Genomic DNA, 13,150 nt, shown 5'->3' on the forward strand with positions numbered 1-13,150 from the left:
TAATAATGAGTTATATACCATGTATTTATGTTTAGCAAACACTTAATTTATGACTTTAAGAAACGATTATAAAACTATTTTTTTCTCACTTTTAGGGATATTTATTTTTTCCTGTATCAATGCTATAAATTTTTATAATTTTAAAATTTTTTTACTGATAAATAAAAATCTAGACGAAGAACAAATAAATCATATCAATCAAACTAAATTTATAGGCTTGATAATCGCAGGCTTTGCCTTAACACAATTGATTAATAAATTAAGTAATAAAGAAATTATTTTAATTAGCTTATCTTTATTAATTATTTGTACAATAAACCTAATTTTATTGAATAATTATACCCTGATTAAAATTAATTTTATTTTAATTAATTTTGGAATATTTTCATATTTCACCTCTATAACATTAGACATTATTGAGAGTAGCAAAGAAAAGAAATATTTTTTTTTAGCTTGTATATTGTTGTTATGTTCAGGTGGAAACTTAATGGTAGATTTATTAAATCCATTTATAAAACTGACAAATAATACTATAGTAATTTGTGCGTTGTTATATTGCATCAATATTCTAACAGAATTTCTACATTGTAATCCTACATCTCATAAATTAAATTTAAATTCAAAATTCTCATCCTTAATAAAAAATATCGAATTACAATTATTGACAGGCTTCGTAGTTGCTTATGTTACCTTGGATATATTATGGTATTATGAAGCTTTCACATTAATGAAAGAATTAGCATTAATTAATTTAAGGCTCATACTAAAATATATTTTCCTAGCAATCTGTTTTTCTATAATTCCTATGTGTTACATCTTAAGCAAAGTAAATAAATATTTGGCTAATTTATCACTAACTATAATTTTACTCATCTGCTTTATTTTACTACCGCTTCATGGAACTAGTAAAAACCTTAATATATTATATATAATAATAATCGGTAGTTGTTTAGGGTCCATTTATATTTGTAATATTTTAATATTAATTGATAAATTTAGAGATTACGAACTCAGGACAGCTTTGTTTTCATATTTTTCAATGTGTGGCATAGGTATATATGCCGGAGCTTTATCATCTCATGTACCTTACGGCACTATTAGCGGCAGTGATTTCTTATTTTCTGCTTTTGCTGTAGTCGGTAGTTTTGTGGCTTATCATTTTTGGTATTTTATTAAGTATAAATTGTATAAGTTCTAATTTTAGCTGTACTACATAAGACGAAAATCAACTTGAAAAAGAGCTAGACGTTTTGAAACTTTTAACCGCAACGTACATATTAGTACGTGAGGATTAAAAGCAAAAAACAACGAAGCCAGTTTTTCAAGTTCATCGAGTATACCATGTAATATTTTGTAACATAATATAGCTTGTATAATTCGGCATAAAATATTAATATTTTAAATATATTTTTTATAGCCTCGCATGCAGCAAAGTACATTATTAAAACCGGTTAGTTGTTACGGGATCGGGGTTCACTCAGGAAAACGTACACAGTTAACTCTAGAGCCTGCTAAAGAAAATACCGGCATTATCTTCATTAGAACTGATATATCTTCTGAAATGAACTATATTGAGGCTAGTTATTTCAACGTCTCCGATACTTTATTATCTACCACTATAAGCAATGATTATAAAGTTCAAGTTTCAACAATTGAACATTTAATGGCAGCACTTTGGGGATGCGGAATCGATAACGCAATTATTAAAATTGATGGTCCTGAGGTACCAATCATGGACGGCAGTAGTAAACCTTTTGTGTTTATGATTGAATGTGCAGGAAAAAAATTACAAAATGCTCCTAAAAAATATCTGAAAATTTTAAAAGATATGCAGGTAGTTCATAAAGATTGTGAATTATATTGCACTCCTTCTAGTCATATGACTGTAGATTTAACCATTGATTTTAGCAGTAAGGCTATAGGCAAACAAAATCTAAGTTTTTCAGACCAGGAATCTTTTACTAAAAATATTGCAGATGCCCGAACTTTTGGCTTTATGGAACATCTTAATTATTTGCAAAGCAAAGGACTTGCCCTAGGCGCTTCATTTGAGAATGCGATAGGAATAGATGAGCAAGATAAAATCTTGAACCCAAGCGGCTTGCGTTATAAAGATGAATTTGTTCGCCATAAATTATTAGATTTATTCGGCGATTTATATACCAGCGGTACTAACATTGTGAGTGCAATTAATGGCTATAAAACCAGCCATGCTCTTAATAATGAATTATTGCATAAAATATTTAGCGATACTACCTCTTACAAATTTGTAACTAGTAGTGAGCTATAGTGATCATTTCATATTGTTAAATTTTGTTTCCTTTTTTGCATCACTTTTGACCTTACACTTTGCGCCTTTTTTGTTTCAGCATTATTAACTTTATCTTTATCCATAGCTTTAGTTAAAGGACTATATCCTTCGGCTTTACTAGGATTTTCATAAAATGGATTCATTACATTTTTAATATCTTTAACATAACTCTCTTTTCTATTATCCATTGTTATTTTATTTTTTCTAAAAAATTCTTCTAAACCGTTTCTTTTTATTTCAAAATTAACACCACCTCTTATTTCTCGAAATTTTTGTATTTTTTGGTCTTTATTCATACTCCAATAATTTTTATCCGTTATTAATTTTTTTAAAGCTAATGTTTGTAATACTTGACTCTTAGTATAATTCTCTAATTGTTCTAAATTTTCATATGTGGGAGTATCTTGTTTTTTATATTCTTCATTTATATTTAATTTAAATATTGTTTTTATTTCTATTTTCTCCTTTTCAGTAAGACCGTCGATAATTAACGATGCGGTCGTAACTATGCCGTAACCCGTAGCTTTTAATATATCAAGCACATTACCGCTAGAACCTTTGATAATAGAAGCAGCCAAATTTGCGGCTCTACCTATATTATTTCCAAATATTCGTCCTGTACTTTTCAATTTATTTACATTTAACTGATACTTATCTTGAGTAGAATCCTTACCTGTCGTTTGTGGCGTATATAATTCATTTTTCAAAATATCTTTTAGGCTCGGTTCTAATGATAATATATAATCTTGCTGACTTTTAGCATCTCTGTTATGTACTACTAAATTATTCTCTTTATGAAGTTTACGCAAACTATGCACTTTTAAAGTCTCGTTTATAGCTCGAATTCCTACGCTAACACCTGAAACAACAGCTACAGCTATAATTATCGGTGATATAGGAGTAAGAAGTCCGGAAACTGCAGTTGCTATAGAAGCTACGGAAACTGCATAACTTAAGCTATTACTAAATAATATTTTACCTATTTTACTTTCTCTAAAACTGGTCCAATAAGATTTCAACTTATTAAATATTTTTCTAATACTTGATTTTTTTGAATCAGACATTTATTTTTTCTCCAAAGAACAAATATTTTTATAAATTTTTCTTTTATTTATTTAATTAACTTCTCTTACAACTTAAATTATAGTATAAATTCTAATAAAAAACAAAATAAATGTCTGGAAAAGAGTTAAATAAAATTGTTGCAGCCATCTTATTTGCTAGTTTAATTGCTATGATGGTTGGGTTTGTTGCCAATATACTGTATAAACCTAATTTACAAACTTTACATCGCGGTTACAGCGTTGCAGTTCACGAATCATCAGAAAATCAAGGTACTACGACACTAGAGCAAGCGCCAGTAAATATACCGGAATTGATGAAGACTGCTAACACCGATAACGGCCGCGCGATAGCAAAAAAATGCTTAATGTGCCATTCTCTTGATAAGGACGGCCCAAATAAACTAGGACCTCACTTGTGGGATGTAGCTGGTCGCCCTAAAGCAAGACTAACAGACTATAAATACTCCCCTGCTCTATCAAAACTTGGCGGCGTATGGGATGATGATAGTTTATTTGCTTTCTTACATAAACCAAGTAGCTATGTACCGGGAACTAAAATGTCCTTTGCCGGTATATCAAAACCGCAAGACATAGCCGATGTAATATTATTTTTAAAAACTTATGTTCATGATAAATAATTACCTTACAGAAATATGGTTAATAATCGGCATAATTTGTGTAGCTATTGAATTTTTTACAGCTCCAAGTATCGGGTTCTTATTTTTTGGGTTTGGAGCATTATCAAACACTCTTGCGGTATATAACTATCCTCTAGTTAGCTTAACAAATCAAATAACGATTTTTGGTATGTTATCGCTTATTTGGTTTTGCATATTATATTATCCTCTTAAAAAATATGTTTATAATAAAACTACTAAAGTAGAAAATTACTCGGATATGATAGGCAAAGCGGTAGAGGTTTATAGTTCTACCATCTCTTCTGATACTGTGGGACAAGTGAAATGGTCCGGTGCTATTATGAATGCTTATCTTATATCAAACGAAATCGATGCAAAAACAGGCGACCGACTCTTTATTATTGAAGTTAAAGGAAATGTACTAATCTGCTCTAGACAGAAATCTAATACTAATTCTTAGCAATGTCATTCCTCTCTGTCATCCCGTGATTTATTCACGGGATCCGGTAAAACATATAAGTAGCAATATTGAAATCATTTTTGCTGGACCCCGTGGTCAAGCCACGGGGCGACAGTGAACTGTCACATCTCTAAACATTCTCCTTAAACCAATCAAAAGCTTTCTTGAAGAAGCTGCTATTTTCATCAAATCTAATATGAGCAAATTCTTTTTGCTGCTTTAGTGCATGAATCTTTAGCATCCCTATAGTTGCTGAGTACATCGCCGGATTATAATCCTCTGTAAAACCTGCAATAATATCCGGTTTACCAATTCTGCTCTGTTTTTCAAAAATTTTATTTGAAAGCTCTTTAAGCCCTCTAAGCTGAGACCCACCACCGGTAATTACAACTCTAAAAACTTCAACCTGCCCTTTTGTTGCTTTATCATATTCAGCTTTTACCATTGATAATATTTCTTCGGCTCTTGCTCTTATTACCTCAGCCAATTTATAAATTGTTACGGAAATATTTAAATTATGATGAGTATCAACTTGAAAATCATCCATATTTATAATACTATCTTTTTCAAATAAAGGTATAACTGCGTTGCCGTATAAAATCTTTAATTTCTCTGCCGTAACAAGATCGATACCGAAAACTTTAGCAATATCCGAGCTAATATGAAAACTACCTATATTTACATGCCCCGTATATATTAATTTATCTGCAAAAAAAATACCGAAAGAGGTAGTTTTATCGCCCATATCAATGATAAGCGAGTCAAGATTTTTTTCATCATTCGTAAGACAAGCTATGGCAGAAGCATAAATTGCTAGAGTGATATTCGTGACTTCAACATGACATTTAGCAAAACATTGTACAATATTTGACAACATATTTGAACTAGCTGCCACAATATGCAATTCGCAACTAAGTTCTCTACCGTACATACCTATAGGGTTTTCGACTGAATTATTATCAAGGGTAAACTCAAGAGGAAAATAATGAATAATTTCTTGGTTTTTAACTTTAAATTCAAGTAATGCTTTTTGTAGTAATTTTTTAATGTCTTGCTGCGTTACGGTTTGACCGTTAACTTTAATTGTATAATTTATATAATAAGATTTAGTATCCGCACCTGATAACGATAATATAACTTTTTTTATATTTTTACCACAATCTTTTTCAAGTGCATAAATTGCGGAAACGATACTAGTTTCAGCATTTTTTAAATCTGATATAGCTCCTGATTTAATACCTTTAGAATGATGCAAATTTTGGCTCGCTACTTTAATTTCGCCTTTTTTACTAATATAGGCAGCAATGACAGCAATCTTACTACTGCCGAAATCAAGTGTCACAAAATTTGATATTTTCTCTTTCATTTTTTTATTTAAATTATTGTCATACCATGGAGGGAGCAACTTTGTTAAAAGACTCTTATGTCATTCCTACGAAAGCAGGAATCCAGCATAAAGCGAGATAAGTCGAGCTTTTAATTTCAAAAATTTGCTATATTTATACTTTTTCTGGATTCCCGCTTTCGCGGGAATGTATAAAAGCCGTGGTATGACACAGTTCGATTATACAGAAACTAGTATTTCTCAAGATAGTACTTATTCTTATCTCTCAAATCCAAAACCTTATAATTTTGGTTAAATAGCTTGTTAGCTTTATTGAGTGCATCAATATATTTTAATGCTTCTTCAAAATCTTTTTCAGGTAACTTAATACTTGTATTACCTTTAAGGTTTAAATCCCATCTTCTATCTCCGAGTCTTATAGCAGCTGAAGTTTTATTCATTAATGCTGGATATTTCTGTAGCTCGCTTACTAATTTACCTGCATATATATTTGCCCCTTCCCCTACAACATGTAATAAATGAGGAAAAGGCTGAATATTTTTACTAATTTCGTAACCTTCTTCATCAACCAAGAAAAGCTGATTATTGATTTGCCAAATAGCAATAGGCTCTCTTTCAAATAACTTGATATATATCGTATTTGGTAATCTTCGACCGACATATACTTCCTTAATCCATTTATTTTTCTTTAAATTATTTCTAATTTCGTCTAATTTAAGAGCAAAAACAGGACTGCCGTTGCTTGCATTTAAAACCTTTAATATTGTAGGCTCATCGACATTTTGCTGTCCTTCAATTATAACATTCTCGAGTTTAAAACCAAGTTTTGTCGTTGTTTGATATATATTTGTGGTTAAGTAGGTCTTGAGAGAAGCAAAATATTTTGTAAAAGCAAATAAACATATAAAAATAATTAAAGCAATTTTAACTACTAATATTGTTTTTTTATAAATTAACCCTAATTTTCGGCGTAATGAGATATTATTAGCTTTTTTTGTCTGTTTTTTTTTATTTGAGCTTGTTTTTTTTCTCATGATTCAAAGCTTGCCGTCTTTATAATTTCTTCAATTAAGTTAGTAAAATTTATCCCTGCATAAGCTGCAATTTCCGGCACTATTGATAAAGGCGTCATACCCGGGTGAGTATTTATCTCCAAAGCATATAATTTGTTTGTTTGGTCTTCTAAAATAAATTCTGCCCTTGCTACCCCTCTACAACCAATAACATGATAAATTTCTTCAGAAGTAATTAATAGTTTTTTATATAAATCTTCAGTTAATGGAGCTGGACATAAATGTTTAGCTAATCCTTCAGTATATTTAGTTTCATAATCATAAAAGCGATTCTTAAGAAGCTGAATTTCTAAAGCTCCTAAAACCTTACCGTTTAATAAGGCTACTTGCAATTCACGACCTTTAATATATCTCTCAACTATTATTTGGTTACCATAAGGAAAATTATAATCAGCAAAATTAAAATTATCTTTTTCAAATATTATTTCAATACCTATACTTGATCCTTGAGTTAATGGTTTAATAACATACGGCCTTGGTATTGGATCGGCTTTTATATTATCTTCTTTATTTATTATAGCAAATTCTTCTTGAATGTGTATATCCCTTGCTGATAACATAACACCACGAGAATATATTTTATTAAATGCTATACTAGATGCTAATACGCCGCTATGAGTATATGGAATACGAAGTATATTTAATAGCCCCGGTAAGTTACCGTCTTCACCGTATGTACCGTGCAGACAATTAAAAACTATATCGGGTTTTATTTCCTGTAATTTTGTAGCAATATCCGCTCCCATATCAATAAAGGTAACTTTATATCCTAATTCAATTAAAGCTTTACTAACTCCCTCAGCTGATATTAAAGATACTTCACGCTCAGAAGACATACCGCCCGCAACTAATGCTATATGCTTTTTACCGCTATTGCTTAATATTTTAACTTCAGAGTGTTCCACCCAATGTGTTTGGTATTTATGCATATTGTTTTATTTTTATTACTGAATTAAGAGGTGACTATGTCATTCCCGCGAAATTGGGAATCCAGTCACTAAAAAGTATAACTACAGTAAGTTTTTAAAATTAAAAACTCGATTTATCTCGCTTTTTTCTGGATTCCTGTTTTCGCAGGAATGACATAGAGGCCACGTAACAAGGTCGATCAAGCCACGAGATGACGTCCTATTCTCTTAATCTCCCATTCTAACTTAATACCTCTATCTTCAAATACTTTTTGCCGGACGAAGTCACCTAAATCTTCTAAATCCTTAGCAATAGCATCACCGTTATTAATCATAAAATTACAATGAAGCTCCGACATCGAAGCGCCGCCTATTCTATAGCCTCTAAGTCCTGCTTTGTCAATAAGTTCCCAGGATTTAAGCCCCTCAGGATTTGCAAAAGTACTACCGCCTGTACGCTCTTTAATAGGCTGCGTCGATGATCTTGCATTATTTATTTCATTCATCCGTAATAATATATTTTCACTATCGCCTTTATTTACTTTAAAAACAGCTTTGAGAATAATTAAATCCTTTGGTAAATTGTTACCGCGATATTTAAAACCTATTGCTTCGTTGGTAAATGTTAAAAAATTTCCCGCCAAGTCAATCGCTTCAATTCTAACTATAATATCTTTAAACTCAGAGCCATAAGCTCCTGCATTCATAGCAATACCGCCGCCGATAGTACCTGGAATACCTACTAAAAACTCAAAACCGAAAATAGAATTTGCTTGACAGAATTTTGCTAAATTATAATTAAGGCAGCTGCTACCTACTACTAAATGATTATCATCTATAAAATCAATATTACTAAAATTCTGACCAAGTTTTATAACAACCCCTTCTATGCCGCCATCTCTTATAATAATGTTTGAGCCTGCTCCAAAAGTAGTTATAGGTAATTTTTGCTTATTTTGTATTAAGAAACTTGCTAAATCTTCATTATCTAAAGGTTTAAAGAAAATTTCGGCATTCCCGCCTACTTTAAACCATGTTAAGTGTTTTAAATTATAGTCCTTTTTATACTCACCTTTTATTATCGGTAAAATTAACATATCTTTACTGTTATCTTTTTTCTTGTGTGACGTTGTTGCGCGGATCGTTTTATGTCATTCCCGCGTAGGTGGGAATCTAGTACCTTAAAGCTTTATTTGAAAAGCTCGATTTATCTTGCTTTACCCTAGATTCCCGCCTACACGGGAATGACATCAAGCCACGGTATGACAGCTTAGTCGCGAGAGGACAACTTCCTATCTAATTCATTTGCAAAACTTGAAATATTACCTGCTCCCATCATAATTATCATATCACCTGCATCTGCGTTACTTATAATAATTTCCACCGCATCATCTAGTTCTGCTAGAAAATTTGCCTTATCGTGATGCTTATTCTTAGTAATCTTATCAACTAAACTTTGTCCTGTAACTCCTTCTATAGGCTCTTCTCCTGCGGCATATATATCGGTAATATAAATCATATCCGCATCATTAAAGCAGACCATAAAATCATCGAATAAATGCTGTATCCTTGAATATCTATGAGGCTGAAAAATAGCAATAACTTTACCGTTTTGTTTATTTGCTATATTTTTAGCCGTAGCAAGCGTTGCTTTGATTTCCTCAGGATGATGAGCATAATCATCAATAACCACCGCACTATTATATTCAGCTACTTTAGTAAATCTCCTCTTCACTCCTTTAAAATTATTGAAGCCGTTTTTAATAGCTTTAATACCGAAATCTAATTCTATACCAACAGCGATTGCAGCAAGACTATTTAAAATATTATGTCTTCCGGGCGTTGGAATAGTAATTTTTTCAATGATCGTTGTACCTAGTACATTTGGTAGACTAATTTTTACGTCAAAAGTAGAAGAGGCAATATCAGTGTTAATATTAAATGCTATAATATGAGCATCTTCCGAATCGATTCCGTAAGTAACAATCTTCCTTTCGGTAATATCATCTACTAACTTACGAACTATTTTATGATCGATACAGCAAACTGCAAAACCGTAAAACGGCAGATTAGTAATAAAACTTTTAAAAGCACTAATTAATGTTTCAAAATCTTTATAATAATCTAAATGTTCTGGATCAATGTTAGTTATTATCGCAATAGTTGATGGAATATGAATAAATGTCGCATCAGATTCATCGGCCTCCGCAATTAAATAATTACTTGAACCAAGATATGCATTAGTCGATCTATTATTGATAATCCCGCCGTTAATAACCGTAGGGCATAAACCGGCTGCCTCAAATAAACAAGCGACTAAAGAAGTAGTGGTGGTTTTGCCGTGCGATCCCGAAACTGCTACGGAACATTTTAACCTCATAAGCTCAGCGAGCATCTCCGCACGTCTAATAATCGGGATTTTACGTTCTAACGCTTCTTTTATTTCGGGATTATCTGGGTTAATTGCCGATGAAATAACGACATACGAAACATTGGTAATATTTTGCTCAGCATGCCCTAAAAATATTTTAATACCATAAACTGCAAGTCTTTTAGTATTATAATTTTCTACTAAATCAGAACCTTGTACTTTATAGCCTAGATTATGTAATATCTCGGCTATACCGCTCATTCCAACACCACCGATGCCTATGAAATGTATAGTTTCTAAAGTTTGATTAGTTTTTTTTAATTCAAGTAGCAGCATCTGAGTTTAATCATTCAAAGTTGAGTTCTGCATAAAGGTTTTTTATGTAGGTCGTCAAGTGTTAACTGCGTCATACCGCGACTTGATCGCGGTATCCAGCTTAAACGTTGATATTAAAAGTTATTTTTATGGGTACCGCGATCAAGTCGCGGTATGACATCGATCCTATCGAACTTTGCTTCGGAATAGAAATTCCCTTGTAGCCCACCGACTTTTAGATCAATTAAAAATTTAGCTATTTCTCCATTCTCTACAAACTCAGCTACCGTTTCAATATTTAAATCTTCTGAAATCTTAATTAATCTTTCTATGAAATACCTACTTTGTACATCACTTGTAATACTACGTACATATTTACCGTCAATTTTGATAATATCGATAGGTAAACTTTGAAGCTGTTTAAAAGAAGTAAAACCAGAACCAAAATCATCTAACGCAAACTTACATCCGTATTTGCGAAGCTTATTAATAAACAAAGTTATTTTATCGTAATTCTCGTTAAAAGAAGTTTCTGTAATTTCAATAATTAAGCGACCTCGAACATTATGAGTTTTTAATAAGTTTTCCGCTATTTCCCATAAAGCTTCATCGCTCGTTCCTATATTTGAAATATTCACGGCTAACATTAAGTTTGGATTGCGGGCAAGTTCGTTAACAGTCATTTCCAAAACAATTTGATCAATTATAAAAATTAATCCTTTATTTTCAGCAATAGGGATTATCGGACCTACGGAAATATAAACACCGTTCTCATCAGGTATACGAAGCAGACATTCATAATAATGAATCTTCATAGTATTGCGATCTATTATAGGCTGATAAGCAAATCGCATAGTCTTTTTTGCTAAAGCATTCCTTAGCAAATTAAGCAAGATGTTAGATTTTCTTATATTTTCTAAATCATGTTCTGTGCTGCTATATTCACGGTAATAATAATTATTATTTTGTGAAAGTAACATATTCAAGGTTTTTTCAATTTCTCCGGCATTATTACTTATTTTTGGGAATTTAATACTAGAAATATAACAATTCATATAAACTGCCGGCTTCTGTTCATTAATATAAAGCTGCGAAAACAAATATAATTTCCTAGCAAAATTTTTAATTAAGTCAGAATCAGTAGTATCTAAAATAAATAATATCCTATCTTTTTGTATTTTTTTAAACTTTGGAAAAATATTAAGTTCTTTGCTTACATTTTCAATAATTTGATCTAAATCTTCAATTATAAAATGCTTATCTTGCTCTATAAATTCGATTTCGTCATAATTAACTAATCTACAAGCTAAACATACGCCTTTTCCCAACTTATCTATCTCATCTTGTAAATCTTTATAATCCGTTATTAATTCCGACATTGCCATTTTTATCATAAAATTATATACTTAAGAATATTAGGACATTTTTACTGTAAATGAAATAAAAATATGTGCCGCATAGACAGGATACGAGAAAAACTAAGTGTGTTAAAACCACATTTTCAAGAAATAATAGATGAAAGCTACAAGCATGCGAGTCACTATGACGGTATTCACAGCCATCTAAAAATAAGAATTTCTGCAGAAACATTACAGGGGAAAAGCCTAATTGCTAATCATCGCACTATTAATAACTTACTTACCGATGAATTTAACAGCGGTCTACATGCGTTATCTATAGAGGTATTATGAAAACAAATAGTATTTTAAGAGTAGCCGTTGGAGCTAGCAGCGTAGCACAAAAAGCTTTAGATAGCATAGCGGATAAAAGCTGTGGCATAATTGAGGATAAAATACTTAAAGGTAACTACGTCACTCGTGAAGAATTTGAAAAATTACAAACTTTAGTAATAAAGCTAAAAAAAGAACTAAGAGAGTTAAAGGGCAGATAATTAGTCAACTAGTTTTAGAATTGAGTCTTCCCAATTAAGTGTGTAAATTTCCCAAAGGCCTAGATTCTATCTTCAAATTTTATTAAAAAATGAGCCATAGCCGCATTCCAATTTGGTGTAGGCATGGACCATTTCCTGGTCATGTATCAATTGCTAAATATAAGCTTTTAAACAGTATTATCATTTGGAAAAACACGTTTATTTTTTGTGACTTTTCGGAGTTGACTATTAACGGATTCCACAGCATTAGTTGTGTAAATTATTTTTCGTATTTCTTCAGGGTATCCTAAAAAAATTAGGTCGTGCCCCCGTATTGCAGCTTAGCATGAATAGTCTATAATCCTCAAACAGTAATAAGAGAGAATTATAGTTAAGGAGTTATGGCAAGAATAGATGTTAAGTGTAGATATTATAACGACACAGAAAAAGTAGTAAAGGCGGGATATTCAATTTCAAAACAACAGAGATATCAATGCAAGCAGTGTAATCGATATTTTTAACTGTAATATATTAATAATGCCTCTAAGCCTGGAGTCAAGGCTCAGATAGTAGATATGTCAATCAATGGCTCTGGAGTTAGGGATACAGTAAGAGTATTAAAAGTGGGTATCAATACGGTTATCCGTGTTTTAAAAAAATCTAGCGTTAAAAAAGATAAATCATTCTATCAATACGATAGAAGTAATTATTGCTCCTGAAATAGATGAACAATGGCCTTATGTACAGAATAAATCCAAACAAAGATGGCTTTGATATTCTTTGGATAAGATTTTG

At 31.5% G+C, this 13,150-nt stretch carries 15 protein-coding genes and 1 pseudogene; 8 read left to right on the forward strand and 8 right to left on the reverse strand.

Features of this window, described 5'->3' with window-relative positions:
• Positions 1-49 precede the first annotated feature (49 nt).
• Positions 50-1,198 carry a hypothetical protein gene (locus AAGD46_RS06170; RefSeq protein WP_341786952.1) on the forward strand — a complete coding sequence of 383 codons (1,149 nt, stop codon included), beginning with the start codon at positions 50-52 and terminating at the stop codon, positions 1,196-1,198.
• A 225-nt stretch (positions 1,199-1,423) separates the two neighbouring features.
• A complete protein-coding gene (lpxC, locus tag AAGD46_RS06175) occupies positions 1,424-2,290 on the forward strand; it encodes a UDP-3-O-acyl-N-acetylglucosamine deacetylase (RefSeq protein ID WP_341786953.1) in 867 nt (288 codons plus the stop codon).
• Positions 2,291-2,298: 8 nt separating this feature from the next.
• Here the strand turns inward: lpxC and AAGD46_RS06180 are convergent, their stop codons facing one another.
• A complete protein-coding gene (locus AAGD46_RS06180) occupies positions 2,299-3,375 on the reverse strand; it encodes a hypothetical protein (RefSeq protein WP_341786954.1) in 1,077 nt (358 codons plus the stop codon).
• 110 nt (positions 3,376-3,485) lie between these two features.
• Here AAGD46_RS06180 and AAGD46_RS06185 point away from each other — a divergent pair, with 110 nt between their 5' ends.
• Positions 3,486-4,013 carry a cytochrome c family protein gene (locus AAGD46_RS06185; RefSeq protein WP_341786955.1) on the forward strand — a complete coding sequence of 176 codons (528 nt, stop codon included), beginning with the start codon at positions 3,486-3,488 and terminating at the stop codon, positions 4,011-4,013.
• Positions 3,997-4,473, forward strand: a complete 477-nt coding sequence (locus tag AAGD46_RS06190) for an NfeD family protein (protein ID WP_341786956.1) — start codon at positions 3,997-3,999, stop codon at positions 4,471-4,473. Before AAGD46_RS06185 ends, AAGD46_RS06190 begins: the two co-directional genes overlap by 17 nt.
• A 130-nt stretch (positions 4,474-4,603) precedes the next feature.
• On the opposite strand, the gene ftsA is transcribed toward AAGD46_RS06190, so the two are convergent.
• The 6 genes from ftsA to AAGD46_RS06220 form a co-directional block, all read right to left on the reverse strand.
• Entirely contained in the window at positions 4,604-5,839 is a 1,236-nt protein-coding gene (ftsA, locus tag AAGD46_RS06195; RefSeq protein ID WP_341786957.1) for a cell division protein FtsA, read from the reverse strand.
• Between the two features lie 209 nt (positions 5,840-6,048).
• Positions 6,049-6,852 (reverse strand): cell division protein FtsQ/DivIB, encoded by an 804-nt coding sequence (locus AAGD46_RS06200; RefSeq protein WP_341786958.1) that lies wholly within the window; start codon positions 6,850-6,852, stop codon positions 6,049-6,051.
• The gene (locus AAGD46_RS06205) at positions 6,849-7,820 is read right to left on the reverse strand and encodes a D-alanine--D-alanine ligase (protein ID WP_341786959.1); all 972 of its coding nucleotides are present in this window, start codon (positions 7,818-7,820) and stop codon (positions 6,849-6,851) included. The genes AAGD46_RS06200 and AAGD46_RS06205 overlap by 4 nt, the downstream gene beginning before the upstream one ends.
• Before the next feature lie 179 nt (positions 7,821-7,999).
• Positions 8,000-8,896: a UDP-N-acetylmuramate dehydrogenase gene (gene murB / locus AAGD46_RS06210; protein WP_341786960.1), complete on the reverse strand. Its 897-nt coding sequence runs from the start codon at positions 8,894-8,896 to the stop codon at positions 8,000-8,002.
• A 173-nt stretch (positions 8,897-9,069) separates the two neighbouring features.
• Positions 9,070-10,506: a UDP-N-acetylmuramate--L-alanine ligase gene (gene murC / locus AAGD46_RS06215; protein ID WP_341786961.1), complete on the reverse strand. Its 1,437-nt coding sequence runs from the start codon at positions 10,504-10,506 to the stop codon at positions 9,070-9,072.
• A 113-nt stretch (positions 10,507-10,619) separates the two neighbouring features.
• The gene (locus tag AAGD46_RS06220) at positions 10,620-11,879 is read right to left on the reverse strand and encodes an EAL domain-containing protein (RefSeq protein WP_341786963.1); all 1,260 of its coding nucleotides are present in this window, start codon (positions 11,877-11,879) and stop codon (positions 10,620-10,622) included.
• Positions 11,880-11,933: 54 nt separating this feature from the next.
• On the opposite strand from AAGD46_RS06220, the gene AAGD46_RS06225 reads away from it, so the two are divergent.
• Together AAGD46_RS06225 and AAGD46_RS06230 are read left to right on the forward strand one after the other, a co-directional pair.
• On the forward strand, positions 11,934-12,176 hold the full coding sequence (locus AAGD46_RS06225; protein WP_341786964.1) for a BolA family transcriptional regulator: 243 nt from the start codon (positions 11,934-11,936) through the stop codon (positions 12,174-12,176).
• Positions 12,173-12,376 (forward strand): hypothetical protein, encoded by a 204-nt coding sequence (locus tag AAGD46_RS06230; protein WP_341786965.1) that lies wholly within the window; start codon positions 12,173-12,175, stop codon positions 12,374-12,376. The genes AAGD46_RS06225 and AAGD46_RS06230 overlap by 4 nt, the downstream gene beginning before the upstream one ends.
• Before the next feature lie 179 nt (positions 12,377-12,555).
• Here AAGD46_RS06230 and AAGD46_RS06235 read toward each other — a convergent pair.
• Positions 12,556-12,645 (reverse strand): annotated as a pseudogene (locus tag AAGD46_RS06235) (transposase); the annotation flags it as partial.
• A 285-nt stretch (positions 12,646-12,930) separates the two neighbouring features.
• On the opposite strand from AAGD46_RS06235, the gene AAGD46_RS09480 reads away from it, so the two are divergent.
• Both AAGD46_RS09480 and AAGD46_RS09485 read left to right on the forward strand, forming a co-directional pair.
• On the forward strand, positions 12,931-13,074 hold the full coding sequence (locus AAGD46_RS09480) for an IS1-like element transposase (protein WP_341786690.1): 144 nt from the start codon (positions 12,931-12,933) through the stop codon (positions 13,072-13,074).
• 1 nt (position 13,075) lies between these two features.
• Positions 13,076-13,129: a hypothetical protein gene (locus tag AAGD46_RS09485; RefSeq protein WP_410525954.1), complete on the forward strand. Its 54-nt coding sequence runs from the start codon at positions 13,076-13,078 to the stop codon at positions 13,127-13,129.
• Positions 13,130-13,150: the final 21 nt, after the last annotated feature.

The organism is Rickettsia endosymbiont of Cantharis rufa (genome assembly GCF_964026445.1).
In the GTDB taxonomy this organism is placed as follows: domain Bacteria; phylum Pseudomonadota; class Alphaproteobacteria; order Rickettsiales; family Rickettsiaceae; genus Rickettsia.

Coding starts and splice junctions, on each gene's coding strand:
- AAGD46_RS06170 (WP_341786952.1), top strand. CDS start 50: ATGACTTTAAGAAACGATTATAAAACTATTTTTTTCTCACTTTTAGGG.
- lpxC (WP_341786953.1), top strand. CDS start 1,424: ATGCAGCAAAGTACATTATTAAAACCGGTTAGTTGTTACGGGATCGGG.
- AAGD46_RS06180 (WP_341786954.1), bottom strand. CDS start 3,375: ATGTCTGATTCAAAAAAATCAAGTATTAGAAAAATATTTAATAAGTTG.
- AAGD46_RS06185 (WP_341786955.1), top strand. CDS start 3,486: ATGTCTGGAAAAGAGTTAAATAAAATTGTTGCAGCCATCTTATTTGCT.
- AAGD46_RS06190 (WP_341786956.1), top strand. CDS start 3,997: ATGTTCATGATAAATAATTACCTTACAGAAATATGGTTAATAATCGGC.
- ftsA (WP_341786957.1), bottom strand. CDS start 5,839: ATGAAAGAGAAAATATCAAATTTTGTGACACTTGATTTCGGCAGTAGT.
- AAGD46_RS06200 (WP_341786958.1), bottom strand. CDS start 6,852: ATGAGAAAAAAAACAAGCTCAAATAAAAAAAAACAGACAAAAAAAGCT.
- AAGD46_RS06205 (WP_341786959.1), bottom strand. CDS start 7,820: ATGCATAAATACCAAACACATTGGGTGGAACACTCTGAAGTTAAAATA.
- murB (WP_341786960.1), bottom strand. CDS start 8,896: ATGTTAATTTTACCGATAATAAAAGGTGAGTATAAAAAGGACTATAAT.
- murC (WP_341786961.1), bottom strand. CDS start 10,506: ATGCTGCTACTTGAATTAAAAAAAACTAATCAAACTTTAGAAACTATA.
- AAGD46_RS06220 (WP_341786963.1), bottom strand. CDS start 11,879: ATGATAAAAATGGCAATGTCGGAATTAATAACGGATTATAAAGATTTA.
- AAGD46_RS06225 (WP_341786964.1), top strand. CDS start 11,934: ATGTGCCGCATAGACAGGATACGAGAAAAACTAAGTGTGTTAAAACCA.
- AAGD46_RS06230 (WP_341786965.1), top strand. CDS start 12,173: ATGAAAACAAATAGTATTTTAAGAGTAGCCGTTGGAGCTAGCAGCGTA.
- AAGD46_RS09480 (WP_341786690.1), top strand. CDS start 12,931: ATGTCAATCAATGGCTCTGGAGTTAGGGATACAGTAAGAGTATTAAAA.